Origin of the sequence: Streptomyces sp. 2A115 (assembly GCF_052245575.1) — a bacterium.
Taxonomy (GTDB): domain Bacteria; phylum Actinomycetota; class Actinomycetes; order Streptomycetales; family Streptomycetaceae; genus Streptomyces.
In genome coordinates, this window is sequence record NZ_JBQQCG010000055.1 from 23,090 (window position 1) to 49,886 (window position 26,797).

At 71.6% G+C, this 26,797-nt stretch carries 23 protein-coding genes and 1 pseudogene; 15 read left to right on the forward strand and 9 right to left on the reverse strand.

Translation table 11 applies throughout. The annotated features are described in order from the left end of the window. Positions 1-36: 36 nt before the first annotated feature. Positions 37-1,551, reverse strand: coding sequence for an arabinosylfuranosidase ArfA (gene arfA / locus ACTWQR_RS36200; RefSeq protein ID WP_443231474.1), 1,515 nt, complete (start codon positions 1,549-1,551; stop codon positions 37-39). Positions 1,552-1,849: 298 nt separating this feature from the next. Here arfA and ACTWQR_RS36205 point away from each other — a divergent pair, with 298 nt between their 5' ends. Further along, positions 1,850-2,338: a hypothetical protein gene (locus tag ACTWQR_RS36205; protein ID WP_443231475.1), complete on the forward strand. Its 489-nt coding sequence runs from the start codon at positions 1,850-1,852 to the stop codon at positions 2,336-2,338. A 72-nt stretch (positions 2,339-2,410) separates the two neighbouring features. On the opposite strand, the gene ACTWQR_RS36210 is transcribed toward ACTWQR_RS36205, so the two are convergent. The 4 genes from ACTWQR_RS36210 to ACTWQR_RS36225 all read right to left on the reverse strand — a co-directional run bounded on the left by ACTWQR_RS36210 (position 2,411) and on the right by ACTWQR_RS36225 (position 5,551). Further along, positions 2,411-3,271: an SMP-30/gluconolactonase/LRE family protein gene (locus tag ACTWQR_RS36210; protein WP_443231476.1), complete on the reverse strand. Its 861-nt coding sequence runs from the start codon at positions 3,269-3,271 to the stop codon at positions 2,411-2,413. Continuing rightward, a complete protein-coding gene (locus ACTWQR_RS36215) occupies positions 3,268-4,041 on the reverse strand; it encodes an IclR family transcriptional regulator (protein ID WP_443231477.1) in 774 nt (257 codons plus the stop codon). The genes ACTWQR_RS36210 and ACTWQR_RS36215 overlap by 4 nt, the downstream gene beginning before the upstream one ends. A gap of 132 nt (positions 4,042-4,173) precedes the next feature. Further along, the gene (locus ACTWQR_RS36220) at positions 4,174-5,415 is read right to left on the reverse strand and encodes a helix-turn-helix domain-containing protein (RefSeq protein WP_443231478.1); all 1,242 of its coding nucleotides are present in this window, start codon (positions 5,413-5,415) and stop codon (positions 4,174-4,176) included. A gap of 4 nt (positions 5,416-5,419) precedes the next feature. Beyond that, entirely contained in the window at positions 5,420-5,551 is a 132-nt protein-coding gene (locus ACTWQR_RS36225; protein ID WP_443231521.1) for a hypothetical protein, read from the reverse strand. A gap of 321 nt (positions 5,552-5,872) precedes the next feature. On the opposite strand from ACTWQR_RS36225, the gene ACTWQR_RS36230 reads away from it, so the two are divergent. From ACTWQR_RS36230 to ACTWQR_RS36275, 10 genes are all read left to right on the forward strand, one after another. After that, the gene (locus tag ACTWQR_RS36230) at positions 5,873-6,850 is read left to right on the forward strand and encodes a DUF3068 domain-containing protein (RefSeq protein WP_443231479.1); all 978 of its coding nucleotides are present in this window, start codon (positions 5,873-5,875) and stop codon (positions 6,848-6,850) included. Between the two features lie 306 nt (positions 6,851-7,156). Next, entirely contained in the window at positions 7,157-8,311 is a 1,155-nt protein-coding gene (locus tag ACTWQR_RS36235; RefSeq protein ID WP_443231480.1) for a glycosyltransferase family 4 protein, read from the forward strand. After that, positions 8,308-9,096 (forward strand): class I SAM-dependent methyltransferase, encoded by a 789-nt coding sequence (locus tag ACTWQR_RS36240; protein WP_443231481.1) that lies wholly within the window; start codon positions 8,308-8,310, stop codon positions 9,094-9,096. The genes ACTWQR_RS36235 and ACTWQR_RS36240 overlap by 4 nt, the downstream gene beginning before the upstream one ends. Further along, the gene (locus ACTWQR_RS36245; protein ID WP_443231517.1) at positions 9,093-13,937 is read left to right on the forward strand and encodes an alpha-(1->3)-arabinofuranosyltransferase domain-containing protein; all 4,845 of its coding nucleotides are present in this window, start codon (positions 9,093-9,095) and stop codon (positions 13,935-13,937) included. Before ACTWQR_RS36240 ends, ACTWQR_RS36245 begins: the two co-directional genes overlap by 4 nt. Continuing rightward, a complete protein-coding gene (locus ACTWQR_RS36250) occupies positions 13,934-15,256 on the forward strand; it encodes a condensation protein (protein ID WP_443231482.1) in 1,323 nt (440 codons plus the stop codon). Before ACTWQR_RS36245 ends, ACTWQR_RS36250 begins: the two co-directional genes overlap by 4 nt. After that, positions 15,253-15,996, forward strand: a complete 744-nt coding sequence (locus tag ACTWQR_RS36255; RefSeq protein WP_443231483.1) for a methyltransferase domain-containing protein — start codon at positions 15,253-15,255, stop codon at positions 15,994-15,996. Before ACTWQR_RS36250 ends, ACTWQR_RS36255 begins: the two co-directional genes overlap by 4 nt. A gap of 15 nt (positions 15,997-16,011) precedes the next feature. Then, positions 16,012-16,923, forward strand: coding sequence for a hypothetical protein (locus tag ACTWQR_RS36260; protein ID WP_443231518.1), 912 nt, complete (start codon positions 16,012-16,014; stop codon positions 16,921-16,923). Further along, positions 16,920-17,144 (forward strand): Trm112 family protein, encoded by a 225-nt coding sequence (locus tag ACTWQR_RS36265; protein WP_443231484.1) that lies wholly within the window; start codon positions 16,920-16,922, stop codon positions 17,142-17,144. The genes ACTWQR_RS36260 and ACTWQR_RS36265 overlap by 4 nt, the downstream gene beginning before the upstream one ends. Then, entirely contained in the window at positions 17,141-17,995 is an 855-nt protein-coding gene (locus ACTWQR_RS36270) for an FkbM family methyltransferase (protein ID WP_443231485.1), read from the forward strand. The genes ACTWQR_RS36265 and ACTWQR_RS36270 overlap by 4 nt, the downstream gene beginning before the upstream one ends. Beyond that, positions 17,961-18,593 (forward strand): hypothetical protein, encoded by a 633-nt coding sequence (locus ACTWQR_RS36275; RefSeq protein WP_443231486.1) that lies wholly within the window; start codon positions 17,961-17,963, stop codon positions 18,591-18,593. The genes ACTWQR_RS36270 and ACTWQR_RS36275 overlap by 35 nt, the downstream gene beginning before the upstream one ends. A gap of 84 nt (positions 18,594-18,677) precedes the next feature. On the opposite strand, the gene ACTWQR_RS36280 is transcribed toward ACTWQR_RS36275, so the two are convergent. Continuing rightward, entirely contained in the window at positions 18,678-19,571 is an 894-nt protein-coding gene (locus tag ACTWQR_RS36280; protein WP_443231487.1) for an ATP-grasp domain-containing protein, read from the reverse strand. Between the two features lie 163 nt (positions 19,572-19,734). Here ACTWQR_RS36280 and ACTWQR_RS36285 point away from each other — a divergent pair. Further along, a pseudogene (locus ACTWQR_RS36285) lies at positions 19,735-19,914 on the forward strand (MerR family transcriptional regulator); the annotation flags it as partial. Positions 19,915-20,010: 96 nt separating this feature from the next. On the opposite strand, the gene ACTWQR_RS36290 reads toward ACTWQR_RS36285, so the two are convergent. The 3 genes from ACTWQR_RS36290 to ACTWQR_RS36300 form a co-directional block, all read right to left on the reverse strand. Next, positions 20,011-20,256: a hypothetical protein gene (locus ACTWQR_RS36290; RefSeq protein WP_443231488.1), complete on the reverse strand. Its 246-nt coding sequence runs from the start codon at positions 20,254-20,256 to the stop codon at positions 20,011-20,013. A 65-nt stretch (positions 20,257-20,321) separates the two neighbouring features. Then, the gene (locus ACTWQR_RS36295; protein ID WP_443231489.1) at positions 20,322-20,582 is read right to left on the reverse strand and encodes a hypothetical protein; all 261 of its coding nucleotides are present in this window, start codon (positions 20,580-20,582) and stop codon (positions 20,322-20,324) included. Positions 20,583-21,033: 451 nt separating this feature from the next. Further along, positions 21,034-21,756, reverse strand: a complete 723-nt coding sequence (locus ACTWQR_RS36300; protein ID WP_443231490.1) for a FadR/GntR family transcriptional regulator — start codon at positions 21,754-21,756, stop codon at positions 21,034-21,036. A 277-nt stretch (positions 21,757-22,033) separates the two neighbouring features. Between ACTWQR_RS36300 and ACTWQR_RS36305 the strand changes: the two genes are divergently transcribed. From ACTWQR_RS36305 to ACTWQR_RS36315, 3 genes are all read left to right on the forward strand, one after another. Then, entirely contained in the window at positions 22,034-23,431 is a 1,398-nt protein-coding gene (locus ACTWQR_RS36305) for an SLC13 family permease (protein WP_443231491.1), read from the forward strand. Positions 23,432-23,604: 173 nt separating this feature from the next. Beyond that, the gene (locus ACTWQR_RS36310; RefSeq protein ID WP_443231492.1) at positions 23,605-25,092 is read left to right on the forward strand and encodes an acyl-CoA synthetase; all 1,488 of its coding nucleotides are present in this window, start codon (positions 23,605-23,607) and stop codon (positions 25,090-25,092) included. Between the two features lie 34 nt (positions 25,093-25,126). Beyond that, positions 25,127-26,491 (forward strand): carboxyl transferase domain-containing protein, encoded by a 1,365-nt coding sequence (locus ACTWQR_RS36315; RefSeq protein ID WP_443231493.1) that lies wholly within the window; start codon positions 25,127-25,129, stop codon positions 26,489-26,491. Positions 26,492-26,797 lie beyond the last annotated feature (306 nt).

Here is a 26,797-nt window from a genome sequence, read left to right on the forward strand (position 1 = left end):
TCGATCGAATGCCTGAGCGCCGCCCCTACCTCGCTGTCAGCTCAGCCGGATCACGTTCCATGACAGCGGCTCCAGCGTGGCGCTGAGCGTGCCGTCCTGGAGGGTCGTGCCCGTGACCTCGTGCGGTGCGACGCGCTCCGGGTCGTCGAGCGTGTTGCGGGCCTCGGGGTCCGCGTCGGCCAGCGCGCTGTGCTCGACGACCGCCGTCAGGCCGAGCGAGCCGAGGGCCACCTCAAGCGGCAGCGCCTGCGTCTGGCTGCGGTTGACCGCGAACACGGTGACCGAGCCGTCCTCGGCGCGCACGGCCGTGGCGTGCAGCAGGTCCGTCTCGCCGTACTTCTTCGTCTCGTACGTCGGCGAGTCGACCCGTACGTCGAGGACCTGCCCGCGCCCGTACCGCGAGGCCTGTGCGAACGGGAAGAACGTCGTCTGCCGCCAGGCCGGGCCGCCCGGCTCCGTCATGATCGGCGCGATGACGTTGACGAGCTGGGCGAGGCACGCGACGGTCACCCGGTCCGCGTGCCGCAGCAGGGCGATGAGGAGCGAGCCGAAGACGACCGCGTCCAGCACGCTGTAGTTGTCCTCGAGCAGTCGCGGGGCCTCCGGCCAGTCCAGCGGGTCGGACTTGGCGGACTTCTCCCACTCGTCCAGGTACCAGACGTTCCACTCGTCGAAGGAGAGGTTGATCTTCTTCTTCGACTTGAGCTTCGCGCCCACGTGGTCGCAGGTCGCGACGACGTTCTCGATGAACGACTCCATGTCGACGGCGGAGGCGAGGAAGGAGTCGAGGTCGCCGTCGGTCGGCCAGTAGTAGGCGTGCAGCGAGACGTAGTCGACGAGGTCGTACGTCTCCGCCAGGACCGTCGCCTCCCACTCGGCGAAGGTCGGCATGGACTGGCTGGAGGAGCCGCAGGCGACCAGTTCGACGGACGGGTCGATCTGGCGCATGGCACGCGCCGTCTCGGCGGCGACGCGGCCGTACTCCTCGGCGGTCTTGTGGCCGGTCTGCCACGGGCCGTCCATCTCGTTCCCGAGGCACCACAGCTTGATACCGAACGGGTCCTTGTCCCCGTGGGCGGCCCGCTGGTCCGAAAGGGCCGTGCCGGAGGGGTGGTTGGCGTATTCCTGGAGTTCCAGGGCCTCCGCCACTCCCCTGGTCCCGAGGTTGACCGCCATCATCGGCTCGGCCTGCGGGCCGATCTTCTGGAGGAAGGCGATGTACTCGGAGAGGCCGAAGCGGTTGGTCTCCGTCGACCGCCAGGCGAGGTCGAGCCGGCGGGGCCGCTCCTCGGCCGGGCCGACCGAGTCCTCCCACTTGTAGCCGGAGACGAAGTTGCCGCCCGGGTAGCGGACGGCGGTGACGCCGAGTTCGCGGACCAGCTCCAGCACGTCCGTACGCAGGCCCGCTTCGTCGGCCGCGGGGTGGCCGGGCTCGAAGATTCCGGTGTAGACGCAGCGGCCGAGGTGCTCGACGAAGGAGCCGAAGAGACGGGGGTTGACCTCGCCGACGGTGAAGGCGGGGTCGAGGGTGAACCGGGCGGTGGCGCGCATGTTTTCCTTTCGGGACACGTGCGTTGGGGGTGGTCCTGTTTCGTGGGCGGGTGCGGGTCGGTGAGGGCCGGTCGCGCCCTGGGCGAGCGCGCCCGCCCCGCTTGCCCTGCCCCCGGTCGCCCCACGCCAACCCTCACTGTTCGGCATCTCGGATAACGCTCGTAACTTCGAACGGGACCGTAAAATTGAAGCGCTTGCGCGTCAATGGGTTACGCAAGAATCCGAGACTTTCGGAGGCGGGGCGGTGGCCAAGCCCGAGCCCAGGATCCGCGACCTGCTGTCCAGCTGAGGGAGAGCCGTGACCACCATCGCCGTGACCGGCCACATCGACCTGACCGACGGCAGCGCCCCCCTGATACGGGACGCTCTACGGCAAGTTCTGAAGCCCTACGCCGACGGCGACCTCACCGGCGTCTCGTGCATCGCCGAGGGCGCCGACGCCCTCTTCGCCGAGGTCGTGCTGGAGCTCGGGGGCCGTCTTGTCGCGGTGATCCCCGCCAAGGACTACCGACAGAAACAGGTCGGGCCCGACCACGCCGCGGCCTTCGACCGGCTCGTCGCCGGCGCAGTCGAGGTGCGGGTCCTCCCCAACGAGACCGCGAACCGGCAGGCGTACGAAGACGCCAACCGCGAACTTGTGAAGCGTGCCGACCGCCTGGTCGCGGTGTGGAACGGCGAGCCGCCGACAGGCAAGGGCGGCGGCACCGCGGACACCGTCATCGAGGCGCGCGAGGCGGGCGTCCCCGTGGACGTGGTGTGGCCGGCGGGCGCCGCCCGCCGGGCCTGAACCTCCACGAATTCGATGAGCCGTTTCGGCCACCACCGTCGCCGTGTTCGGCGAGGCGCTGAAGACCGGGCGCTACCCCGCGAACGCCGGCTGCGCGAGCCCCTTCCCCGCGCCGGGTACCACCAGTACCGAGCCCGAGAGCGGATGCGGCGCGTCCAGGCCCGTACGAGCCGTCGTGATGTACAGGTCCGCCAGGTCCGGGCCGCCGAACGTGCAGGCCGTGGGCCGGAGAACGGGGAGTTGCACGACCTGGTCCAGCTCACCGGACGGCGTGTAGCGGCGGACCGCGCCGCCGTCCCAGAGCGCGACCCATACGCAGCCCTCGGCGTCCACGGTGAGGCCGTCGGGGAAGCCCGCGCCCTCCTCGATGCCTGCCAACTGCCGCCTGTTGGTGACCCGTTGGCCGTCGAAGTCGAAGACGTCGACGCGGCGGGTCGGCGAGTCGATGTAGTACATCAGCCGTCCGTCGGGGCTCCAGCCCGTGCCGTTGCTGACGGCGACGTCGTCGAGGACGACGTCCACGGTGCCGTCGGGCGTGAAGCGGGAGAGCGTCCCGCCGCCCGGTGCCTCGTCGTAGCGCATCGTGCCCGCCCACAGGGAGCCGTCGGGTGCGACCGCCGCGTCGTTGGCGCGGCGTCCCGGCACCGGATCGCGGTGCAGCCAGCGGAAATCGCCGAGGCTGGGGCCGTAGAGCCCCACGCCGTCACGGAGGTTGACGACCAGGCCGCCGCCCGCGCGCGGCTTGGCGGCGCCCACGTGCTGTTCGGTGGCCATGACCGTGCGTCGGCCGGAGGCCGGGTCGTACGTGTAGATCCTGGATCCGAGGATGTCGATCCAGATCAGTCGCTGGGCGTCGGCGTCCCATGTGGGGCCTTCGCCGAGGGCCGCCTCCGCGCGCACGGCCACCTCGTACGTGTACGTCGTCCCGGTCATCCCACGCTCCTGTGTCCGAGCCGCTCGGAAAGCTGGGCGGCGCCCTTCATGGCGAGCTGTTCCAGCTCGCCGCGGCGGTCGTCGCTCCAGCGGATCATCGGTACGGAGATGGAGAGCGCGGCGACGACCTGGCCCGTACGGTCGCGCACCGGCGCGGCCACGCAGCTGACGTCGGGGTTCGACTCGCGGCTCTCCACCGCGACGCCGCGGGCGCGGATCTCGGTGAGGGCCTCGCGCAGGGCGGCCGGGTCGGTGATGCTGTTGGGCGTCATCCTGAGGAGGTCGGCGTCCTCGGGGATCCGCGAGGTCAGCTCGGGCTCGGAGAGCGAGGCGAGCAGCATCTTGCCCACGGAGGTGCAGTGAGCGGGAAGCCGGCGGCCCGCGGCCGAGACCATGCGGACGGCGTGCGTGGAGTCGACCTTCGCGATGTAGATGACGTCCGTGCCCTCCAGGATCGCCACGTGCACGGTCTCGTCGCAGGTCTCCGCGACGGACCGGGCGACCTGCTGGCCCTCGGCGGCGAGGTCCAGCTGCTCGGCGTAGCGGCTGCCGAGCTGGTACGGCCGCACGCCCAGCCGGTAGCGTCCGGGCTGGCCGGGCACGGGTGCGATGTACTGGCGGGCGGCGAGCGTGGTCACCAGTTCGTGCACGGTGGTGCGCGGCAGCTGGAGCCGGCGCACGATGTCGGGGGCGGAGAGCGTGCCGTCCCCGTCGAGGAAGAGCTCGAGTATGTCGAGAGCCCGAGTCACGGCAGGTACGAGGCGTCCCACAATCGGCCCCCTCTCTGTGTTCGAAATTTCAACAGTCGATCGGCATAGCGAACACAGGCTACTCATAGTGGTTACGCACGGGCAATGGGCGTGCAATGTCCCACACGTCACGCCAGGTATCGGCCATGGCGGTCACCGCCGGGTACGAGGGTCTCCGAGTTCCCCGCGCAGCCGCTGCGCCCGCAACACCAGCTCCAGCTCGAAGCGGCGGTCCGGGTCGTCGATCTCGTCTCCCCACAGTTCCCTGATCTGCCGGAGGCGGTACCGGACGGTCTGCGGGTGGACGCCCAGGCGGGTGGCCACCTCAGGGGCGCCTCCCCGGGTCTCCAGCCAGGCCAGCAGCGTCTCGGCGAGTCGTCGCCCGTGCGCGGGACCGCAGTGGGCGAGCGGCTCCAGGCAACGCAGCGCCAGGTCGTCGATCAGTTCCTCGGGCTGGAGCAGCACCAGCGCCTCCGTGTGCTCCGTGCAGTACAGCACCTCCCCCGGCGGCAGCAGGCCCCGCTCCATGAGCCGTACCGCGGCCTCGGCCCAGCGCAGCGACTTGGCCGCGTCGGCCATCGGCACCGGTGGCCCGATCGCGCCCGCCCATCCCGTCAGCGCCCGGTGCAGCAGCTCCGGGCGCCCGGCGGCGTCCGGGTCGGGCACGATCATCCGGGGCTGCTCGCACTCCATGTCAAGGAGCACCTCCTGCCCGACGGCGGGGGCGACGGCCTCCCGGGCGGGCCGCAGCAGCACACCCACCGCGACCTTGTCCGGCAGCGGCCAGCCGATCCGCGCGGCCCGTTCGGCGAACGCGTCGGCCGGATCGCCGCGGTGGTGTTCGGCGAGCAGCAGCTCCATCAGCCGGCGTTGCAGGCGCAGGCGCTCCCCGGCCTGCCGGGCGGCGGCCTCGGCATAGCCGCGTACGGACTGGTCGACGAGACCGTCCAGGTACTCGTAGCCGGCGTCGACCAGCTCGTACATCGCGGGCGGCGGGATCTCCACGCGCTGCCCTATCTCGGCGAAGCGGCGCCAGGCGAGACGTACGCCCAGCCGGTACATCGCCTGGAGCGAGTCGAGGCTGCGGCCGTGCAGGCCCTCGCCGCGGCCGAACTCCTGGAAGACCTCGGGGTGGACGCGCGGGCGGCCCTCGGCGGTCTCCAGATGCTGGACGAACACCTCGATGGCCCGCCTGATTCCGATGAGCGCCATCGGCTCGCCGGTGTCGTCGAGGATGACGGGCAGGTGGGGGTATTCGCGGCGTATCTCGTGGAGGATCTCCTCGGCGAGCGCGGGTGCCTCGGCCATGGCCAGCGCCGCGAACTGCCGCACCTGGAGGTGCGGTACGTCGTGCCAGGCCGAGCGCACGGTGACGGGTCCCTGGCGTAGGGCCATGGGTTCAGCGCTCCTGGCCGGCCGTCTCATAGGTGATGAGCGGCGTGTTGGGCTGGTCGGGCGTCGCCTCGAGCAGCGCGACGATACCGAGGGCGGCGCCCACGGCTAGTACGGCGGCGGCAACGACGGTCAGCATGGCAGCCAAGAGTCTTGGCATCGCGGGTCAGCCTCTCTGTCGGAGGTCGTCCCCACCCAAGCGCTCCGCTGGGAGCGCGGTCCGAAATCTGCGGGCCGTCCGTGGCTGATCGCGCAGTTCCCCGCACCCCTTCGGGGCACGGCACATCCCCTTCGTCACCGGTCCCACCTCGCCCCGTCCGGCGAGCCCCCAGTCTCGACAACACATTGACACTTCGTCAAGGGTGCGCCTACGGTTCCCGGCCCATACCGCACGTGCACCCTCCCCACACTGTGCCGGCACACCCCGTGTCGCGTCACCACGAGCCCCTGGAGTGCCCGGATGCGCCGGAAAGCCTCACCTCTCTCACTGATCCTGCTGGGCCTCGGCATCTTTCTGCTCGTACTGGCTCCGATGCTGGCGTGGTACGTACAGCCGCGTGCCGCCGTGAACCCCATCGACATCGACACGACCGCGATCTACAAGGGCACAGGCAGCGTCTTCGACGTCGACAAGGTCGAGACCGTGCCCGACACGCCGATCACCATCACCCAGCGGGTGCGCGGCGACGTCTCCGACAGCGAACGCAGCGGGAAGGCGGTCTGGGACGTGACGACCACGGTCGACACGAACAAGTCGCTGCCCGCGGCCGACCCGCACGACGCACTGGACTTCACACCGCACCGGTATGTCACCGACCGTAAAACAAACCGGCCGGCGCACTGCTGCGAGGAGAAGCCCTACATCGAGGGCGAGGCCTACCTCAAGTTCCCCTTCGACGTGCAGAAACGCTCGTACCGCTGGTGGGACAACACCCTCGGGAACACGGTCACCCTGCGTTACCGTGGCGTCAAGAAGATCCAGGGGTACGAGGGTTACCGCTTCACCGGAACCGTCCCCGCCGCCAAGACCGGGACCCGGCTGGTGCCGGGCGCGATCATCGGTGAACCCGACCGTGGCGAGGTGCTCGCCGAGGAGTGGTACGCCAACCACGGCGTCGAGCTCGTCGTCGACCAGGCCACCGGCCGGGTGCTCTACGCGCAGACCGGCCCGCGCCGGACGCTGCGCGCTCCCGGCGGCGAGAAGGACGCCGCGGTGCTGCTGGACGCCGAGAAGCTGGCCTTCACCACCGCCACGCAGAAGAGCGCGGTGGATCAGGCCGAGACCGACAGCGGGCTGCTGCGCGCCGTGGGTCAGACGGTGCCGATCGGTGCGGGTGCGGTGGGATTCGCCCTCGCCGTCGCCGGTGTCGTTTTGGTCGCACGCGGGCGTCAGCGTCCCGATTCGTCCGAGAACTCCCAGCAGTTGCTCACAATGTGATGAGACGTCAGCTGGATAAAGCATCGAACTTGTCACTTCGGTGAGTAGCCGCAATGAACCAGCGAGCGAAAACTATCCATCCCCACCCGAACACAGCTCGACCACATCCCCGCCACAGCCGACACCCACATCCCTCACAGATCCACCCTGAACCGAACTGATCCATCCAGATCCGTCCAGATCCATCCGGACTCGCCCTGCGGGAACTTCAGGTAACCCGCACGGCGAGTACCTCAACAGAACCGCACCATGCCTGTGCCCTGCCCCCCACGCTGGTTCCGCACCCCGAGACGAGTTGGAGCACCTATGCCCCAGCACGTGCCTTCGTCGTTGCGCGCCGCCTTCCCCCGCTCCGCGCAGCGACACCCGGCGCTTCCCCCACAGCCGCGCCGAATCGTCTTCCTCGCCCGTCGTGACTTCAGCAACGAAGCCGCGGGCGGTTCCGAACTCCTCGTCGACAGACTCGCCGAGGGCCTGACCCACCTGGGCCACCAGGTCACCCTGCTGTGCGGCGGCCCGGCCGCGTACCGCGACTACCGCGTCGTGTCGGCCGGCGGCGACCTCGGCCACTATCTGCGCGCCCGCTCGGCGTTCCAACGCCAGGTCGGCGACTGCGACCTGCTCGTCGAGGTCTGCAACGGCATGCCCTACCTGGCTCCGCTGTGGCACCGCGGGCCAACGCTCTGCCTGGTCAACCATGTGCACACCGACCTGTGGGGGATGCGGTTCGGCGGACCGCTGGCGCCCGCCGCCCGGCTCGGCCGAAGACTCGAACACTGGGCGCTGGCCGGCGCACCGCAGCGCCGCGGTCTGCTGGTCGCCGTCTCCCCCTCGACGGCACACGCACTGCGCTCGATCGGCGTCGAACGCGAGCGCATCCGGGTCGTGCACAACGGCGTCGAGGAGCCCGGCCCGCCGGCCGACCGCTCTTCGGAACCGCTGTTCCTGGCGATGGGCCGGCTCGTCGAGTACAAACGGATCGATCTGCTGCTGCGGCTGTGGGAGCGGGTCCGCCCGGTCACCGGCGGCCGCCTTGTGATCGTCGGCGACGGACCGGAGCGGGAGCGTCTCGAACAACTCGCGGGTCCGGGAGTCGAGTTCAAGGGTCATGTCTCCGAGGCCGAGAAGCACAGGCTGCTGTGCGAAGCCTGGCTGATGCTGCACCCCTCGGCGGTCGAGGGCTGGGGCCTGGTGGTGACGGAGGCGGCGGCCCGCGAGACCCCGACCATCGCCTTCGACGTCCCCGGGCTGCGCGACTCGATCGTCGACGGCGAGACCGGTCTGCTGGCCCGCGGCGAGTCCTCGTTCGCCGCGGCCTGGTGCACCCTCGCCCTGTCCACCCACCGACGCACCCTCATGGGGAAGGCGGCCCGGGAACGGGCCGCCCAGTACCGCTGGGACCATACGATCCGCCAGTTCAGAGCGGTGGCGACAGAAGCTGTGAGGATCTGGACTCCATGACTTCGACCGTCGGCAAGGGCAGGGACCGAGGCAGAGCCACGGGTCCGGGTCCCGGTACGGGCCTCAAGGACCCTTCGCTGCGCCGCTCCCTCGCTCTCTTCCGGGCCTTCCGCCATGAGCAGGACGACCCGGAGGCGTGCTACTCACTGCTCGCCCGGGACGCCGCCGACCAGGTGGAGGCGTACGACGGTCCGGTGAAGGGCCGGACCGTCGTGGACATCGGCGGCGGGGGCGGCTACTTCACCGAGGAGTTCCGGCGGCGGGGGGCGTTCGCGTACCTCTTCGAGCCGGATGCAGGGGAGTTGGGGGCGAAGCCGCCCGAGGGCGCCGTCGTCGCGGACGGATATCTGCTGCCCCTGTCGGACGGCGTCGCCGACGTGTCCTTCTCCTCCAACGTCCTCGAGCACGTCGCCGACCCGCAGACCTTCCTCAGCGAGATGGTGCGGGTCACCAGGCCCGGCGGGCTGATCTACGTGTCGTTCACCAACTGGCTGTCCCCGTGGGGCGGCCACGAATGGGCGCCCTGGCACTACCTGGGAGCCGAGCGGGCCCGCGCCCGCTATCAGAGACGTGCGGGAAAGCCCGCCAAGCACACCCTCGGCGAGAACCTCTTCGCCGTACACATCGGCTCCACCCTGCGGCAGGTGCGCGCCCGCGACGACGTCATGGTCGTCTCGGCGCGCTCCCGCTACTGGCCGTTCCTCGCGGAGACCGTCGCGAAGGCGCCGGGGCTGCGTGAGTTCGCCACCTGGAATCTCCTCCTAATCCTCCGGCGGTGTCCATGACCAGCACGGTCCAGGTCCCTCCCCCGGCGACCACTCGCCCGGTCACCCCCGCGCCCGGCCCCCCTGAGGGGCCGCGGTCGCGGCGGTGGCTGCTGGGGTTCTGGGCCGTGGTGTTCGTGCTGTTCCTGGCCGTACGTCCCGGCCGAACGACCTTCGACACCAAACTCGGTGTCGTGCTCGACCCCTGGCAGTTCCTCGCCGACCTCGGGCAGTTGTGGCACGACCGGGGCGGTTTCGGCGGCATCGCGGACCAGTACGTCGGCTACGCCTTCCCGATGCTGCCGTACTACGCGCTGTGCGACGCGATCAACCTCCCGGTGTGGCTGGCCGAGCGGCTGTGGCTGTCGCTGATCGTGTCCGTCGCCTTCTGGGGCGCGCTGCGGCTGGCCGAGCGGCTGGACATCGGCAGCGGCCCGTCCCGGCTGCTCGGCGCGGTGGCGTACGCGCTGTGGCCGGTGTTCACCATCGTCGTCGGCTCCACCTCGGCGGCGGCGCTCCCCGGCGCCTTCCTGCCCTGGGTGCTGCTGCCGCTGACGAACGAGCGGTACACCGCCCGGGTCGCCGCCCTGCGCTCGGCGCTGATCATTCCCTTCATGGGCGGTGTGAACGCGGCCTCAACCCTGGCCGCGCTGCTGCCCGTTGGGCTGTACCTGCTGTCCCGTCCGCGTGGCCCCCGGCAGCGCAAGCTGATCGCCTGGTGGATCCCGGGCGTGATCCTGGCGACGGCCTGGTGGGTGGTCCCGCTGCTGATGCTGGGCATCTACGGCGAGAACTTCCTTCCGTACGTGGAGAGTTCGCAGACCACGACGGACACCATGTCGGCGACGGAGACGCTGCGCGGCGCCGGCAACTGGGTCGCGTATCTGCACTTCGGCGACGCCTGGCTGCCCGCCGGCTGGACCGTGGCGACCTCGGTGATCGTCATCCTCTCCTCGGCGCTCGCGGCGGGGCTCGGGCTGGCCGGACTGGCCCGCCGGGACATGCCCGAGCGGCGCTGGCTGGTGCTGACCGTGCTGTCGGTCGCGCTCATCACCCTTGCCGGGTACGGCGGTTCGTTCGGAGCGCCCTTCCACGGATTCGTCCAGGGCCTGCTGGACGACGGTCTCGTCCCCTTCCGCAACATCTACAAGTTCCAGACGGGGCTGGCCCTCGCGCTCGTCCTCGGGCTGACGCACCTGGTCGGCGTCGCCTCCCAGACTCAGGGCGCCCGTCCCGTGCCCGGCCGCCGGCTCGCCCCGCTGATCGCGGCGGTCCTCATACTCCCCGGCCTTGCCTTCCCCTATCTCAACGGGTCGATCCTGCAGCCGGGTTCGTTCCAGGAGCTCCCCAAGTACTGGCAGTCCACGGCGAACTGGCTGGAGCGGTACTCGCCGGACTCCCGTTCCCTCGTCGTGCCCGCCACCGCCCACGGCATCTACACCTGGGGCTCCCCCATCGACCAGCCCCTCGACGTGCTCGCCGAGTCCCGCTGGGCCCAGCGGGACTACGTGCCGTTCGGCACCGCGGGCAACAGGCGCGCGATGGACGCGGTCGAGCAGGCCCTGCTGACGGGCGGCCAAGTCCCGGGCCTGGCCGACTACTTGAGCCGGTCCGGCCTCTACTACGTCGTCGTGCGCAACGATCTCGACCCGGACCAGCTCGGCTACGTACCGACCACGACCGTGAAGCGCACCCTCGAGGAGTCGGGCTACCGGCGCGTGACCGGCTTCGGCCCGGAGATGACGGGCGGACGCATCCCGGAGGGCACGCCGCTGCAGATCGAGGGCCTGTATCCGCGGCAGCGGGCCGTCGAGATCTACGAGCCGGCGAGCGAGGGCGTGCCACGGCCCGGGCAGGCCGGGCTGCAGGCGGTCGCCGACACGGCCGTCGTGTCCGGCGGGCCCGAGGCGCTGCTGCCGATGTCCGCCGACCCGACGATGCGGGACCGGGCCGCCGTGCTGACCGGCGACAACCATCCCGGGCTCGGCTCCCCCGAACTCCAGGTGCTGGGCGACGGGCTGCGGCGTGCCGACACCCGGTTCGGCCTGGTCAACGCCAACACCTCGTACACGTACACCCGTGACGAACGCAATCACTCCGACAGCTTCCAGGACGCCGGGGAGAAACCGCACCAGATCCTGCCGACGAAGGGCATCGAACACCAGACGGTGGCGGAACTGCGCGGCGCCCGCTCGGTGAGCGCGTCGTCGAGCGGCAACTGGATGTTCTATCTGCCGCAGTACGACCCGGTGAACGCCTTCGACGGCAATCCGAACACCGCCTGGGCCGAGGGCGCGGCCGGTTCGGCGGACGGGCAGTGGCTACGGATCGGCTTCACGGACAAGACGGACATCCCGTCGTCGTTCCGGGTCACGCCGCTGCCGCAGGACAGTGTGCGGTCGGCGCCGACCCGGGTGCGCGTGGAGACGGAGCGCGGCTCCGAGACGAGTTACCTCCAGGCCGACGGCTCCCGGCAGCGCATCAAGGCCCCTGCCGGCGAGACGAGTTGGCTGAAGATCACCATCGTCGACTCGGTGGCCCGGCACTCCGGTCTGTCCGGCGCGGGCTTCTCCGAGATCAGCATTCCCGACGTCCAGGTGACCCGCATGCTGCGGCTGCCGACGGACGCCGAGCGCACCGACGCGGCCGCCGAGGTCGTCTCGCTGCACCGCGCCACCGACCCGGGCGGGTTCTCCCCGACGGGCACGGAGGTGGGGCTGCACCGCCGCTGGAGTTCGGAGTCGGCAGGCACGTACGAGGTGAAGGCGAGCGCGGTCCCGGTACCGAGTGACGCGCTCGACCGGCTGCTGTACGAGGTCGCGCCCGACCAGCAGAGCCGTATCACCGCGACCGCCGACTCGACAGCCCTCCTCGGCACCGGCCTGTCGCCGCGCAACCTCACCGACGGCGACCTGACCAGCGCGTGGATCGCCGGGGACAACCCGACCATCCACCTGCGCTGGCCCGGCAAACAGGCCGTCGACGAGGTCGTCCTGGCTCCGGCCGGCGGTCTGTCCACCCGGCCCACCGAGGTCAGCATCAGCTCGCCGGACGGCGCGGCCATCGCCGGCGTCGACGAGAACGGCTGGGTCCGCTTCGACCCGATCACCACGGACCAGCTCGACATCACCATCACCGACACGGCCCCGATGACCGTCCACAACCCGCTCGCCGACGAGGAGCTGCAACTGCCGGTCGGCCTGACCGAGGCGTACGTCCCCGCGCTCGCCGACGAGTACCGCACACCCCAGCCCTCGGACCGCCGCTCCTTCCGCCTGCCGTGCGGGGAGGGACCGGACCTCGCCGTCGACGACGAGCTGTACCAGACGAGCGCGAGGGGCACGGTGCTGGATCTCGTGGAGCGCCGCCCCATCGAGCTGACGCTCTGCCAGGAGGGCCGCGCGGACGCCGGGTTGTCCCTCGACTCGGGCTCGCACCGGGTCGAGGCGGGCGACGCGGGGCCGCTGGCCGTCACCGATGTGACGCTGACGCGCGGCACGGTCACGACTCCGACCGCGCTCGACCGTGAACTGGGCATACGTGACTGGCTGGGCGACCGCCGCGAGGTGACCGTCGGCTCGGGCGCGGCTTCATATCTGACGACGTACGAGAACTTCAACGACGGCTGGAAGGCCACACTGGGCGGCAAGGAGCTCAACCCGGTACGCCTCGACGGCTGGCAGCAGGGCTGGCGGATCCCGGCGGGCGAGGGCGGCACGGTCAAGCTCTCGTACGAGCCGTCCGTGATGTACGAGGCCGGGCTGATCGGCGGTGGGGTCGCGGTCCTCGCGCTCGCGGGGCTCGTGCTGTACCGGCGGCGGTCGCCCAACCTCGACGAACCCTCGCCGGTGCCGCCGCCGCCCGGGCTGATCCTGGGCACGGTGGTGCTCACACTGGTGGGGGTCGTGATCGCCGGGTTCTTCGCGCTGCTGGTGCCGGTGCTGGCGCTGCTCGCCTGGCGGCGGCACGCACTGCTGGTGCCGGTCGCGCTTCTCGCCCTCGCGGGGGCCGGGATCGCCGCCGCCACGGGGGCCGGGGAGCCGGCTTCGGAGGGGGCGGGAGCGTTCGGGCCCACGGCCCAACTGCTGGCGCTGATCGGGCTGTTCGCGGGGTTGGTGACGGTGGGAGAGGCTTCGTACGGGGCCCGCGAGCCCGCGGCTCGGGGCGCGAGGACGCTGCCGCCTCCGGCGCCGGGATCCGAGGCGCCGACCGCGCCGTTGCCTCAGCGGCAGCGGGGGGAGGGTGCTGGATCGGAGACCACGGGGTTGCTCGGGTCGTCCGGGGCGCCAGGGCTGCTTGGATCGCCTGGTGCGCCTGGTGCTTCTGGGCCTTCTGGGCTGCTTGAGTCACCCGGGTCGCCCGAGTCGCCGCCACCCGGAGCACCGCTTCCGCCGGGGCCTGGGCTGCCCGGGATTCCGCCGCCGGCAGGAACACCGCAGAGGCCTGGCCTGACATCGGAGTCGGGACCCACCGTCTCCGCCCGCGGGCCGGGATCCGCGCAACCGGAGCCCGACCCGCCCACCGTCCGGATCCCCTTCCGGAAGCCGAAGTCCAAGCCGACACCGCCCGAAGAGACCAGTGCGCTACGGGCCGAAGGGACGAGGGAGCCCCGGCCCGAAGCCACGAAGGCGGCACAGCCCGAACAGTCGAGTGCGGCACGGCCCGAGGGGACGAAGGCGACGCGGCCAGAAGAGACAACGGCGGCCCAGCCCGAAGACACCAGGACGGCACGCCCTGAAGACACCAGGGCCGAACGGCCCGAAGAGACGAGCGTGCTACCGCCCGAAAGGGCGAAGCCGGCGCAGCCCGAAGACTCGAGGCCGACACAGCCAGGAGAGACGGGGGAAGGCGAACCCACATGACCACGCTGGACCACCCGGCACGCGACGGCACGGACGGCCCCGCACGGCCGACCGCCCGGATCCCGTTCCCCGTCGTGGACGAGGTCGCCCGCCACTGCCTCCAGGAGGAGGAACCGGAGACCGTCCACATCGAGGTCCATCTCCCGGGCCGCCTCGACCCGGCCCGGCTGAAGACGGCGTTCACCGATGCCCTGCGCCGCCATCCCCGCATCCTGATGCGCGAGGCGGCGGGCCCCTGGTACCGGCGGCGGTACGAGTGGGAGCTGACGCCCGACCCGGACGTGGAGGTGGTCCTGTTCCCGCCCCCGGACCGGGACGCGCTGAAGCACGCCCGCGACAGGGCACTGGCCGACGCACCGCCACTGTCGGCCTCGCCGCCGATCCGCCTGGAGGTCGTCCGGGATCCGGAGGCCGACAACACCGTCCTCTTCCTCACCATCAACCACACCGCGCTCGACGGACCGGCCTGCCTACGCATCCTCGCGACCGCGGCGGAGCTGTACGGCGGCCAGGACAACTCCCCCACGGCACCCCCGATGCGGTCGACGTCCGAGGCTCCCCCCGTCGGGGACACCCCCTCCGGCTGGGCCCCGCCCGCCCGAGTCGCCCACGGCACCCCCGAGCCCTCCCCCGGCAACGGCATGCTCGTCGCCGAGCTGAGCGTCCCGCACCGGCCCAAGGGCGCCCCGTACACCGTGAACGACCAGCTCATGGTGGCCACCGCCCTGATGATCAGCCACTGGAACCGGGAGCACGGCGCCCACCCGCGCCCCCTGCGCATCACCATGCCGGTGGACGACCGCACCCGCGACACGGACATGCCCATCGGCAACGGCACGCGACTCGTCGAAGTCCCCTTCGCGCCCGAGGAGTTGGACGCCTCGGAGATGACCGCCCTGCTGCGTCGCACGGCGGACCGCACGCGCGCGCTCAAGGCACAGTCGCGCCCCCAACTCGGCCACGGCGCGGCCCTGTTGACGGCGCCTGTCGTCCCCGTGGCCTGGCGGGCCGCGCTCACCAGGGGCCTGCGGCGAGCCGCCGGGCCGTGGACGTCGACCACCCTGTTGAGCAACATCGGCCGCATCCCGTACTCCCTCGACTTCGGCGAGGACGCGGGCCGCGCGCACGCGGTGTGGTTCTCCGCCCCGGCCCGCATGCCGCGCGGGCTGACGGTCACGACGGCGTCCACGGCGGGCCGCCTGCACCTGGCGCTGCGCTGGTCGCGCACTCTGCTCAGCCACGGCGACGGCTGCCACCTCCGCGACCTCTTCGAGCACTACCTGCACGCGACGGAACACGCCACGGAGAGTGCCCCATGACCACGGCCCCGCCCCGCCAACCCCCGCACGGGCTACGGGACTTCTACGAGGACCCGGCCGTCCCGGTCGCCTCGGGCCCCTCCCGGAGCCTCCGCCAGGCCCGGATGCTCGCCGCCGCGCTGGGCCCGGCCACGGACGCGGGCCCCCGGACGGTCCTCGACATCGGCTGCGGCGACGGCACCGCGGCCGCCACGGCGGCGCCCCTGCTCGCCGGCCACCGCGTCATCGGCGTCGACTGGTCCCAGGACGCCCTCAGACGCGCCCACGCCCACCTCCCGTACGCGGTGCGCGGCGAACTCACCGACGGCGGACTGCCGTTCAGGTCCGCCTCCGCCGACGCCGTCCTGTTCAGCGAGGTCGTCGAGCACCTCGTGGACCCGGACTCGGCGCTCGACGAGATCCACCGGATCCTCCGCCCCGGAGGTCATCTCATGCTCTCCACACCGAACCTGGCCGCCTGGTACAACCGCGCCCTGCTCCTCGCCGGCGTCCAGCCCGTCTTCTCCGAGGTGAGCCTGCGCGCGATCCACGGCCGCCCCGGCACGGAGGTCGTGGGCCATCTGCGGCTCTACACGGCCCGCGCGCTGAGGGAGTTCGTGACCGCGTCGGGCTTCGAGGTCGTACGGCTGCGGGGTGCGCCCTTCCACGGTGTGCCGCGCCCGCTGCGCCCGCTGGACCGACTGGCGTGCCACGTCCCGTCGGCGGCCTCGATCCTGCTCCTGCACGCGCGAAGGACGTAGACCATGTGGTGGGGAGTGGCCGCGGCCCTGCTGGCGAACCTTCTGTACAGCATCGGATTCGTCCTGGAGAAGCGGGCGTTGGCGACGATGCCCGAGGTGAACATCCGCCGCCCCGCCCGTCTCCTGCGGCTGGTCTTCGCCAGCCCGCTCTGGATCGGCGGCTCCCTCGCCCTGGCGTCCGGCTTCGGCGCGCAGCTGGCCGTCTACCGAACCCTCCCCATCGCTGCCGCGCAGGGCATCTTCGTCTCCGGCCTGGTGCTCCTCGTGCTGTTCTCCTCGGTACTGCTCGGCGAGGAGACCTCGGGCCGCGAGCGGTACGCGATCGGCGCCATCCTCGCCGCCCTGCTCATGGTGGTGCTGTCCCTGAAGGAGGGCTCCGACACGGTCAGTCGCAGCGCGCCCGCCCCGCTGATCCTGCTGGTCTGCGTGCCGTCGCTCGCGCTGGGCGTCTGGCTGTACGGGTCCGCCGAGCGCCGCGCCCGCCACCGGCACCGCATGCCGACGACCGGCGTCGAGTACGGCGTGGCGGTGGGCCTGCTGTACGGGGTGAGCTCGCTGGCCATCAAGGGCGTGTCGAGCTACCTCACCACAAGTGGCCTGGGCGGTGCGGTACTCGACCTGCTCAGCTCGCCGTACCCCTATCTCCTGCTCTTCACCGGCCCGTTCGGCCTCGTCATGTCGCAGGCGGCACTGCAACGCTGCCGGGCCTCGCTGATCGTGCCGGTCTGCACGACGGTGACCTGCCTGTTCACCGCGATCCTCGGCACACTCGCGTTCGGCGAGGCGCTGCCCGAGGATCCACTGCGGCTCGCGCTGCGGCTCGGCGGTACGGCGCTGGCGGTCTCCGTACTCCTCGCGATGCCGAAGCACGACCCACCTTCGAAGCCCCAACCCCCCGCCCCGACTAGGGAGTTGACCCAGTCATGAACCCTGACGACCCGCTGCTGAGAATTCTGGCGTGCCCGCTCGACAAGGGACCGCTGCACCTTCTCGCGCCCGAGGTGCCCGAGGACGAGGCGCTCTACAACCCACGCTTGCACCGCCGTTACCCGATAGTCGACGGCATCCCGCAGCTCCTCCCCTCCTCTGGCGAACAGGTGACGGAGGACCAACACGAGGAACTGCTGAAACGGATGATGAGCCCATGACCCTGGCAGCCCGCTTGGCCCCCTTCGTGCCGGTGCGGGTGGTCGCCGCGGCCGCCCGGTTCGTCTACCCGCGCTTCGAACCCGAACTGGCCCGGCTCGCCGACCTCTGCCCGCCCGGCTGCGGCACGGCGGTGGACGTCGGCGGCTGGTACGGCCCCTGGACGCGCCGCCTGTCGGACCAGGCACGCCACGTGGTGACCGTCGAGCCGGTCCCGCACCTGGCCCGGCTCCTGACCTCCGCCACGCCCGGCAACGTCCAGGTGGTCCAGGCCGCCGCGAGCGACCGCCGGGGCACCGCCCGCCTCTGGCTGCCACCCGGCGACCAGGGCGACCGGGGCGTCTCCTCACTCGTCCGCCGGGACATCCACGCCCGCGCTCTCGACGTCCCCTGCCTCACCCTCGACAGCCTGAACCTCCACGACGTCGGCTTCATCAAGATCGACGTGGACGGCAACGAACTCGCGGTCCTGCACGGCGCCACCACCCTCCTCACCCGCGACCGCCCGGCCCTGTTCATCGAACTGGAGGCCCGTATCCAGCCGATCACCCCGGTCGTCTCCCACCTCGCCGAGCGCGGATACGAGGGCTGGGTCCTGCCCGGCGACACCTGGCTCCCCCTCTCCTCCTTCGACCTGGAGGCCCACCAGGCGCACGCCTCGCACGTCGTGTCCCAGGGCCTGCTGCGCCGGGTGCTGCCCTTCCGCGGCCGTGGGTACGTCCGGTACGTGAACTCGGTCCTGTTCCTCCCGGACGGCCGCCGCCCGGGCGACACCCGGCACGCCGGGCGCGTCGGGCACACCGGGCAGGTACGCGACGATGGGACGCATGCCTCCCGCCAAACGACCCGGTAGCCCGTCCAACGCGTCCAACCCGCCCGCCCGGTTCACTCCGCTCGACTTCCAGCTCGTCCTGCTGCGCCGCATGGCCGACCACAACCCGGACCTCGTGGAGGACGCCCGCCACGAGCTGGGCGTCTCGGTCGCCGACATGCGCGAGGCCAACCGCCGCTGGCAGGCGATGCGGCATGCTCCACGGAGTCGGGGAGCGGTCTCCCGATACCGGTCGATCCTGGGCACGCCGGAGTCGGTCACTGACCGGCAGATCGGCGACCTGTCCTGCGAGGCGCTCCTGTGGCCGGTCCCCCTCTGGCCGGACCTCCGCTTCGAGGTGCTGGTGGCTCCGAACGGCGCGGCCTGGAACGAGTGGCTGGTACGGGCACCGGGCGCCCCGGGCCCTTCGCTGCGCACCCTGGACGACCTCCGCCCCTGGTCCTGCACGGTCGACGAGGCGGCCCGCGCCTTCGCCCCCGTCCGGCCCCTGGAGGGGACGGCGCCGACGCGGTGGGGGCTGAAGTTCACGGGGCCGGACGGGTCGGGCGTACGGCGCGAGTGCGTGGCGGAGTTCACGTGGGGGCTGCTGCAGCGGGTGGCCATTACCGGGCAACCGTGACGCTTACCGGCAGGCCTTGATGATTCCGGGCGGGCCTGGAGCTCACCGGGTAGGCCTGGATGCTTACCGAGCGGGCCTGAATGCTTACCGGGCGGCGGCCTTGACGATCGCCTCCGCGACGACCGGCGCCGAGGCCGGGTGCAGGAAGAGGAAGAGGTTCGGCTCGACCAGTTCCAGCTCCATGACGCGGGGTGCCCCGTCGTCGCCGTCCACCAGGTCCACGCGGGCGTAGAGCAGCTCTGGAGCATCCGGCACGGCGGCCAACGCCCGTTCGGCGACGGCGAGTTCGGCGGGCGTCGGCTCCCAGACCTGGAGCTGCGGATGGGGCACCTTGTCCTCGTCGTACGCGGTTCCGGGCTCCAGGACGGCGCCCTTGCGTATGGCATGCAGCAACCGCCCACCGACGAACTGGAGGGCCCGTTCGCCCGCCGTGTCGATGCTCCGTATGTACGGCTGGACCATCGCGGTCAGCCCTTCCGCGTGCATCCGCTCAAGGTGCCGTACGGCCGTGTCGTGCTCATCGGGTGTGTAGCGGGCGGCGTACCGGGCTCCCGCCCCCGAGGTGGGCTTGACGACGTACTCGTGGTCGGCGGGCAGACCGGCCGCCGGGTCGACCGGGTCACCCGGAGCGAGGTAGCGCGTGTCGACGACGGGCACCCCGGCGGCCGCGAGATCCCCCAGGTACCGCTTGTCGGTGTTCCACCGCACGACCTCCGCCGGATTCGCCAACGTCGTCGCGGCCCCGCATCGCTCGGCCCACGCCACGAACTCGGCGGCCCGCCAGCTGTAGTCCCAGGTGGAGCGGATGACGGCGAGATCGAAGCCGCCCCACTCGACGTCCGGGTCGTCCCAGCACACGACGACGGCTTCCGCCCCGGCCTTCTCCACCGCCTTCGCGAGAACCGGCAGATCGCGGTCGTAACCGGTCTCCCGCACCTCCCGGCAGGTGACGAGCGCGATGCGGGTGCTGCGTGTCACGAAGGGCTCCTCGTCCGTACGTCGATTCCAGGGGTTCGGCCCGCAGGCTAACAATCGGACCGGAACCGAACCACCTGGAATTGACCTTCCCCTTTGGGGAGGCCCCAGCATCGGTGGCACGACGAGGAACGACCGACTCGCGAGATGGGCGCAGGGGGATCGCATGGACACGCTGACGATCGGGGCGTTCGCCAAGGCGAGCCGACTGTCGCCGAAGGCGCTTCGGTTGTACGACGAGCTGGAGTTGCTGCGGCCGGCGCGGGTGGACCCGGAGACCGGGTACCGCTATTACGCGCCCGAGCAGCTTGAGCAGGCGCGTCTGGTGGCGTGGCTACGGCGGCTCCACGAGATCGCCGAGTGGGTCGGCATCTCTTCAGGGCGCGGTCCAGGCGCGGGGCGCGGGCGGCCAGCAGGACGGCGACCTCCCTGACCCACCGGGTCACGGTGGTGCGGTGTATCCCGTTGCCGCAGGGCCAGGTCGCCCGGGCCGCTGGTCACAGCGCAGCACCGCGAGCACGATGGCGACGATCTTCCCCGCGGGCAGGGCCGGCCACCGCGAGCCGATCTTCTTCAGGTGGCCGCGTACCAGGCCGGCGAGCCAGTTCAGGGTCGCACGCGACAGCGGCAGGCGTGCGGTGTAAACAAGGCCGTCAGGGCCCCCGGCGAGAGGGTTGTTTTTCTTCACACCAAACTCGACTGCCGCCGGGGACCCGCCGGTTACGGTCCTCAAGGCACCCCTCGGCGGCGTGGCTACGAGCGTGCGGTGAACTTCTCGTCGGGGCGTTTGTGCGGCCGGCCGCGATCGGCGAGCTTGGTCATCTTCGCCCGCAGCGGCTCCAGCTTGCCGCGCACCGAGGCGTTCAGACCCAGCCGCTCGCCGACCGCCCTCACCCGCACCGGGCCGTGGGCCTCCCGCATGATCGCCAGGATCTTGCGGTAGTCGCCGGGCAGCGCGCCCTCGTCGGCCGCGTCGCTGCGGTGCGGGATGAGCAGGACTGCCCGACCGGCCACCTTCACCGATACCGGAAGCGACAGCCTCGGCGTCGGCCTGGACCTGCTCGGCCAAGCGGTTCAACACCCGCTCCGCGATCGCCAGTTCGTCCCGCTCGACCTGGACCTCCTGAAGCTGCTTGGTCAACTCCTCGGCGAGGACGTCCAGTTCGCTCCGACGGGCGGTGACTCCCAGGACGTACGAGCGCATCGCGGGCTCTCGACCCCTGTCGCGCAGAACGTGAACGGGCAGAGGGAGGTTGTCCTTCAGACGCTCAAGCGAGCGATGCGTGAACACGACGGGACGAAGTGCTCACGCTGTCGGACTCAACACCCGTGGGGCCACCGCGCCAACCGCTCTGTGGAGCCGAGTCAGTTCCCGTCCGTTCGCGGGAGACGGAGTCACAGACGGCGATAGAGAAGGGGTGGTGGCGGGTGCGGCGGTCATGGCAGGGGATCCTGACGGGCCCTGTCAGGCCGACGGCGAGTCGTTCTCCTCCGGGTCCCAGTCCAGCAGCCGGACCTTCGCCACCGTCTGTACGTGCCGGCGCATCGCGGCGGCCGCCTGGCGGGGCTGCTGGGCGACGATCGCGTTGAGGATCGCGCGGTGCTGGGTAAAGGAGCGGGTGGGACGGCTCGGCTGACGCAGGGACTCGTGGCGGCTCTCGGTGATCTGCTCGGCGATGGAGCGCATGAACTCGGCGAGGATGCCGCTGTGGGCCGCCGCCGTGACCGCCGCGTGGAAGAGGCGGTCACCCTCCACTCCGTGTTCGCCCGCCGCGATCTCGGCCTGCATGCGGGCGAGGGCGGAGTCCATGGCGGCGATGTCCTCGTCGGTGCGGCGCTCGGCGGCCAGTTCGGCGAGCTTGGTCTCAAGCGCCTCGCGCGCGTCGAGCACGTCGGGGAGCCGGCGGCGGCGTTCGACGAGTTGGTCCACGGGCTCGACGTCGAGGGTGTCGCGGACCAGGTAGGTGCCGCCGCCGTGGCGGGCCTCGACCAGGCCCTGGACCTCCAGGACGACGATGGCCTGCTTCACTGAGGCGCGGCTGACACCGAGGCGGGCCGCCAGGTCGCGCTCGGGCGGGAGGCGGTCGCCGGCTCCCAGGCCGCCCTCGGCGACGTACCTGCGCAGGCGGTCGAGGACCTGCTCGTACAGGCGCGGTTTGGACTCCATCGGGCGCAGTGCGTCGCTCATGCCCGTCCCCCTTGCCTGCTCTTACTCGCTTCTCGGCCCGCTCTTCGCGTGGTTTGTCCCCCGCGGCGGCAGCGTAACACCGGGGGGTGACCGGCTGACTGGCTCTGTGGACAAGTGGTCGAGTGGCCAAGTGGCTGAACCAATTTGCGTCACATCCCTTGACGGTCGCTTCCGTCGGCACCCAATGTGGTTCAGCCACTTGGCCAATCAGCCACTCAACAGCTCGTCCACACACCCGCTCATCCACTCGACAAGGGACCCAAAGACGGGAGCCCGCATGTCCGCCGAACTGATATCGATCCTCGTGCTCATCGTGGTGTTCGTGATCGCCACCACCCGCTCCATCAACATGGGCGCGCTCGCCTTCGCCGCCGCGTTCGGGGTCGGCGAACTCGTCGCGGACCTCGACGCCGACAAGATCTTCGCCGGTTTCCCCGGAGACCTCTTCGTCGTGCTCGTCGGCGTGACGTACCTGTTCGCGATCGCCCGGGCCAACGGCACCACCGACTGGCTGGTGCACGCCTCGATCCGGCTGGTGCGCGGGCGGGTCGTGCTGATCCCGTGGGTGATGTTCGTGCTGACGGGGGCGCTCACCGCCATCGGCGCGGTCAGTCCCGCCGCCGTCGCCATCGTGGCGCCGATCGCGCTGAGTTTCGCCGCGCGGTACTCGATCAGCCCGCTGCTGATGGGCGCGATGGTGGTGCACGGCGCCCAGGGCGGCGGCTTCTCCCCGATCAGCATCTACGGGTCGATCGTCAACGGCATCGTCGAGCGCGAGAACCTGCCCGGCAACGAGGTGGCGCTCTTCCTCGCCTCGCTCGTCGTCAACGTCGTGATCGCGGGTGTGGTGTTCGTGCTGTTCGGAGGGCTGAAGCTGAGTCGCGACGAGGTCGTCGCGGAGGCGAAGGCGAAGTCCACGGCCACGGCCACGGCGGCAGTCGGCTCGACGTCTCCCGGGGCCGCGGCCGGCGAAGGCACGTCGTCCGAGACCGAGGCGGCCCGCACCGGGACAGCCCAGGAAAAGGATCTCCGCGGCCAAGATCCCCGCAGCCAAGGTCCCAGCGCAGAAGCCGCCCGCCTCAACCCCGCCCGGATCGCCACCCTCACCGCCCTCGCGGCCCTGGTCGTCGCGGTGCTCGCCTTCGACCTGGACGCCGGGCTCACCTCCATCACGCTCGCCGTGCTCCTCAGCGCCTGCTGGCCGGAGGACAGCCGCAACGCCGTCTCCCAGATCGCCTGGCCGACGGTCCTGCTGATCTGCGGTGTTCTGACGTACGTCGGTGTCCTGGACGAGATGGGCACGATCGACTGGGCAGGAGAGGGCGTCAGCGACATCGGCGTCCCGCTGCTCTCCGCCGTACTGCTCTGCTACATCGGCGCGCTGGTCTCCGCGTTCGCCTCCTCCGTCGGCATCATGGGGGCACTGATTCCGCTGGCGATGCCCTTCCTGGCGCAGGGCGAGATCGGGGCGGTCGGCATGGTCGCGGCGCTCGCGGTGTCGGCGACCGTGGTGGACGTGAGCCCGTTCTCGACGAACGGCGCGCTGGTGCTGGCGGCCGCGCCCGACGTCGACCGGGAACGCTTCTTCCGGCAGCTGATGGTGTACGGAGGGATCGTGGTGGCAGTGGTCCCGGCCGTGGTGTGGCTCGCGCTGGTGGTACCCGACTGGGGGTGACACCGGCCGCGCCACCCGGACCGACGAACGGCCGTTGGCCAACAATCGTTGGCGAACAACCGTTGGCAAACGACCGTCGACGAACAACCGTTGGCAAACGACCGTTGGCAAACGACCGTTGGCAAACGACCGTTGGCGAACGACCGTCGACGAACAACTAAGGAGTACGACGCGTGTCCCCTCTCTTCCCGGCCCTGACCGAGGCCCTGGCGAACCCGGACAGCACCACTGCGCACCGGCCCGCCCTGCGCTTCGGCGACCGCTCCCTGACCTACGGCGAACTCGCGGCCGCGGCCGCCCCACTCTCCGAGCGCGTCACAGGAGCGGGCCGGGTCGCCGTCTGGGCCACCCCCACTCTGGAGACCGCCGTCGCCGTGGTCGCCGCGCTGCTGGCCGGCGTGCCCGCCGTACCGCTCAACCCGAAGTCGGGCGAGAGCGAGCTGGGACACATCGTGGCGGACAGCGCGCCGTCGCTCGTACTCACGGCGCCGGGCGTTCAACTCCCGCCCGGCCTCAGCAGGTTGGAGCGCGTCGACATCGACGTACGCGCCACGAGCGCGCCCCGCGCGGCCACCGCCCCCACACTGCCCACCGAGCCCGCCCCCGAAGCCCCCGCCCTCGTCGTCTACACCTCCGGCACCACCGGCCCCCCGAAGGGCGCCGTCCTCCCCCGCCGGGCCATCGCCACCACCCTGGACGCCCTCGCGGACGCCTGGCAGTGGACCGGCGAGGACGTACTCGTGCACGCCCTCCCCCTCTTCCACGTGCACGGCCTGATCCTCGGCATCCTCGGCCCGCTGCGGCGCGGCGGCTCGGTCCGGCATCTCGGACGGTTCGAAACGGCGGGCGTGGCAAGGGAGTTGAGCGAGGGCGCCACGATGCTGTTCGGGGTGCCGACGATGTACCACCGGATCGCCGAGGCGTTGCCCGACGACCCCGCGCTGGCGAAGGCCCTGGCGCGGGCGCGGCTGCTGGTGTCGGGCTCGGCGGCGCTCCCCGTGCACGACCACGAGCGGATCGCGGCGGCGACCGGGCGGCGGGTCATCGAGCGGTACGGGATGACGGAGACCCTGATGAACACGAGCGTCCGGGCGGACGGGGAGGCGCGCGCGGGGACGGTCGGCGTCCCGTTGCCGGGCGTCGAGGTGCGGCTGACGGAGGAGGACGGGGCGACGATCGAGGCGTACGACGGTGAGAGTGTGGGCGAGATCCAGGTCCGGGGCCCGAACCTCTTCACCGAGTACCTGAACCGTCCCGACGCGACGGCGGCGGCCTTCACCGAGGACGGCTGGTTCCGCACCGGCGACATGGCGGTGCGGGACCCCGACGGCTACGTGCGCATCGTCGGCCGCAAGGCCACCGACCTCATCAAGAGCGGCGGTTACAAGATCGGCGCGGGCGAGATCGAGAACGCGCTTTTGGAACACCCCGGCGTTCGCGAGGCCGCGGTCACCGGAGAGCCGGACGCCGACCTCGGTGAGCGGATCGTGGCGTGGATCGTGCCCGCCGATCCCCAATCCCCGCCACCCGCCGAACAGTTGGCGGATCACGTGGCACGCAGCCTCGCGCCCCACAAGCGGCCCCGCGTCGTCCACTACCTCGACGTCCTGCCCCGCAACGACATGGGCAAGATCATGAAGCGCGCGCTGGCCCATGACTGACGACCGACGGCCCATGGCTGACGACCGACGCCCCATGGCTGACGTTCGGCGGCTCACGGCGCGCGAGGCCATCGGCCTGATCGCCCAGGACTTCTCCGAACTCCCCGCCCCCGTCGGCGAGTACGGGCCGGACGGCCGCCTCTCCTGGCAGGGTTACGACGCCTCACGCGCCCGCGCCGCCGCCCGCACCGGCGAGGAGGAGTCCGTCGTCTGCGGCACGGCGGCCGTCGGTGGGACCGCTGCCGTGCTGATCTCGTTCGAGTTCGGCTTCCTCGGCGGGTCGCTTGGCGAGCGCACCGGGGACCGCCTGGAGGCGGCGTACACCTACGCGCGCGAGCACCGCCTCCCGGTCGTCTCCCTCGTCGCGACGGGCGGCAGCCGCATGCAGGAGGGCATGCTCGCGCTGGTCCAACTCCAGCGCGTCGCACGGCAGTCGACGCTGACCCGGGAGGCCGGGCTGCCCCAGATCGCCGTACTGCGGGACCCGACGACGGGCGGCGGCTGGGCCACCCTCGGGGCGGGCGCCGACGTGATCCTGGCGCTCCCGGGCGCGCAGGTGGGTTTCGCGGGCTCCCGGGTCCGCCCACCCGACGCGGACCCGGCGGCGTACACGGCGGAGGCCCAGCTCGCGGCGGGCGCGATCGACGCGGTGGTTCCTCCGGAGGAGTTGCCGGGGGCGCTGGAACTCTGGCTGCGCCTGCTGACCCGGCCCTCCACGGCGGAGGCCCCGCCGCCGCCCGCCCTGGGCGACACGAGCCTTCCCACCACCGGCTGGGACGCGGTCCAGCACGCCCGTGCTCCCCAACGGCCGTGTGCCCAGGCCTACTTGAACACCTACTTCGCCCATCGCGCACCCCTCAGCGGCGACCGCGCCGGCGGCACCGACGACGGAATGCTCTGCGGTTTCGGGGAGCGATCGAGCGCCGACGGCAACGGCGACGGCCGTACGATCGCCTACGCCGCCCAGACCGGCACCGCCACCCGCCCCGCCGGCTACCGCACCGCCGCCCGCCTGATCCGCCTTGCCGACCAACTCCGCATCCCCGTGCTGACGTTGGTGGACACCCCGGGTGCCGCGAACGACGCGGAGGCGGAGCGGCAGGGCGCGGGCGCGGCGATCGCGGAGCTGTTCGGTGCCGTGGCCGCCGCCCGTACTCCGATCACCACCCTGCTGATCGGCGAGGGTGGCTCGGGCGGCGCGCTCGCGCTGGCCGCGCCCGACAACACCTGGGCCACGCCGGACAGTTACTTCTCCGTCATCGCCCCGGAGCTAGCGGCCGCGATCCTCAAGCGACCGGCGGACGAGGTACGCGCCACGGCCGACCAACTCCGCATCCGCCCCCAGGACTTGGTGGAACTGGGTGTCGTACGCGGCATCGTGGACGCGAAGTCCCTTTAGCGGACCGCTCCGGCGAAGTTCGGCACCTGGTGCGCGGGCCGCGAGCTGACGACGACGTCGTGGGCTCCGCCGCTCCAGGCCCCGCCCAACGTCCGAGACCGTCCGCGCCCTGCCCGACGCCCAAGACCATCCGCGCCCTGCCCGACGCCCAAGACCATCCGCGCCCTGCCCGACGCCCAAGACCACCCGTCCAGCGGCACCCCACCCGGCCCACCACAAAAGGCGACACCCTGTCAGCTCCCGCACGATGCGAGGGAGGACCGCCACCCGGCGGGCCCACGGTCTGCGCTCTCGGGAGGACCTGCC

What these genes read in the sequence shown, in the direction of transcription:
- arfA (WP_443231474.1), bottom strand. Translation starts at nt 1,551, where the DNA reads ATGCGCGCCACCGCCCGGTTCACCCTCGACCCCGCCTTCACCGTCGGC.
- ACTWQR_RS36220 (WP_443231478.1), bottom strand. Translation starts at nt 5,415, where the DNA reads ATGGCCCTACGCCAGGGACCCGTCACCGTGCGCTCGGCCTGGCACGAC.
- ACTWQR_RS36265 (WP_443231484.1), top strand. Translation starts at nt 16,920, where the DNA reads ATGAACCCTGACGACCCGCTGCTGAGAATTCTGGCGTGCCCGCTCGAC.
- ACTWQR_RS36315 (WP_443231493.1), top strand. Translation starts at nt 25,127, where the DNA reads ATGGCTGACGTTCGGCGGCTCACGGCGCGCGAGGCCATCGGCCTGATC.
- ACTWQR_RS36210 (WP_443231476.1), bottom strand. Translation starts at nt 3,271, where the DNA reads ATGACCGGGACGACGTACACGTACGAGGTGGCCGTGCGCGCGGAGGCG.
- ACTWQR_RS36230 (WP_443231479.1), top strand. Translation starts at nt 5,873, where the DNA reads ATGCGCCGGAAAGCCTCACCTCTCTCACTGATCCTGCTGGGCCTCGGC.
- ACTWQR_RS36275 (WP_443231486.1), top strand. Translation starts at nt 17,961, where the DNA reads ATGGGACGCATGCCTCCCGCCAAACGACCCGGTAGCCCGTCCAACGCG.
- ACTWQR_RS36250 (WP_443231482.1), top strand. Translation starts at nt 13,934, where the DNA reads ATGACCACGCTGGACCACCCGGCACGCGACGGCACGGACGGCCCCGCA.
- ACTWQR_RS36270 (WP_443231485.1), top strand. Translation starts at nt 17,141, where the DNA reads ATGACCCTGGCAGCCCGCTTGGCCCCCTTCGTGCCGGTGCGGGTGGTC.
- ACTWQR_RS36300 (WP_443231490.1), bottom strand. Translation starts at nt 21,756, where the DNA reads ATGAGCGACGCACTGCGCCCGATGGAGTCCAAACCGCGCCTGTACGAG.
- ACTWQR_RS36245 (WP_443231517.1), top strand. Translation starts at nt 9,093, where the DNA reads ATGACCAGCACGGTCCAGGTCCCTCCCCCGGCGACCACTCGCCCGGTC.
- ACTWQR_RS36240 (WP_443231481.1), top strand. Translation starts at nt 8,308, where the DNA reads ATGACTTCGACCGTCGGCAAGGGCAGGGACCGAGGCAGAGCCACGGGT.
- ACTWQR_RS36225 (WP_443231521.1), bottom strand. Translation starts at nt 5,551, where the DNA reads ATGCTGACCGTCGTTGCCGCCGCCGTACTAGCCGTGGGCGCCGCCCTC.
- ACTWQR_RS36255 (WP_443231483.1), top strand. Translation starts at nt 15,253, where the DNA reads ATGACCACGGCCCCGCCCCGCCAACCCCCGCACGGGCTACGGGACTTC.
- ACTWQR_RS36305 (WP_443231491.1), top strand. Translation starts at nt 22,034, where the DNA reads ATGTCCGCCGAACTGATATCGATCCTCGTGCTCATCGTGGTGTTCGTG.
- ACTWQR_RS36235 (WP_443231480.1), top strand. Translation starts at nt 7,157, where the DNA reads ATGCCCCAGCACGTGCCTTCGTCGTTGCGCGCCGCCTTCCCCCGCTCC.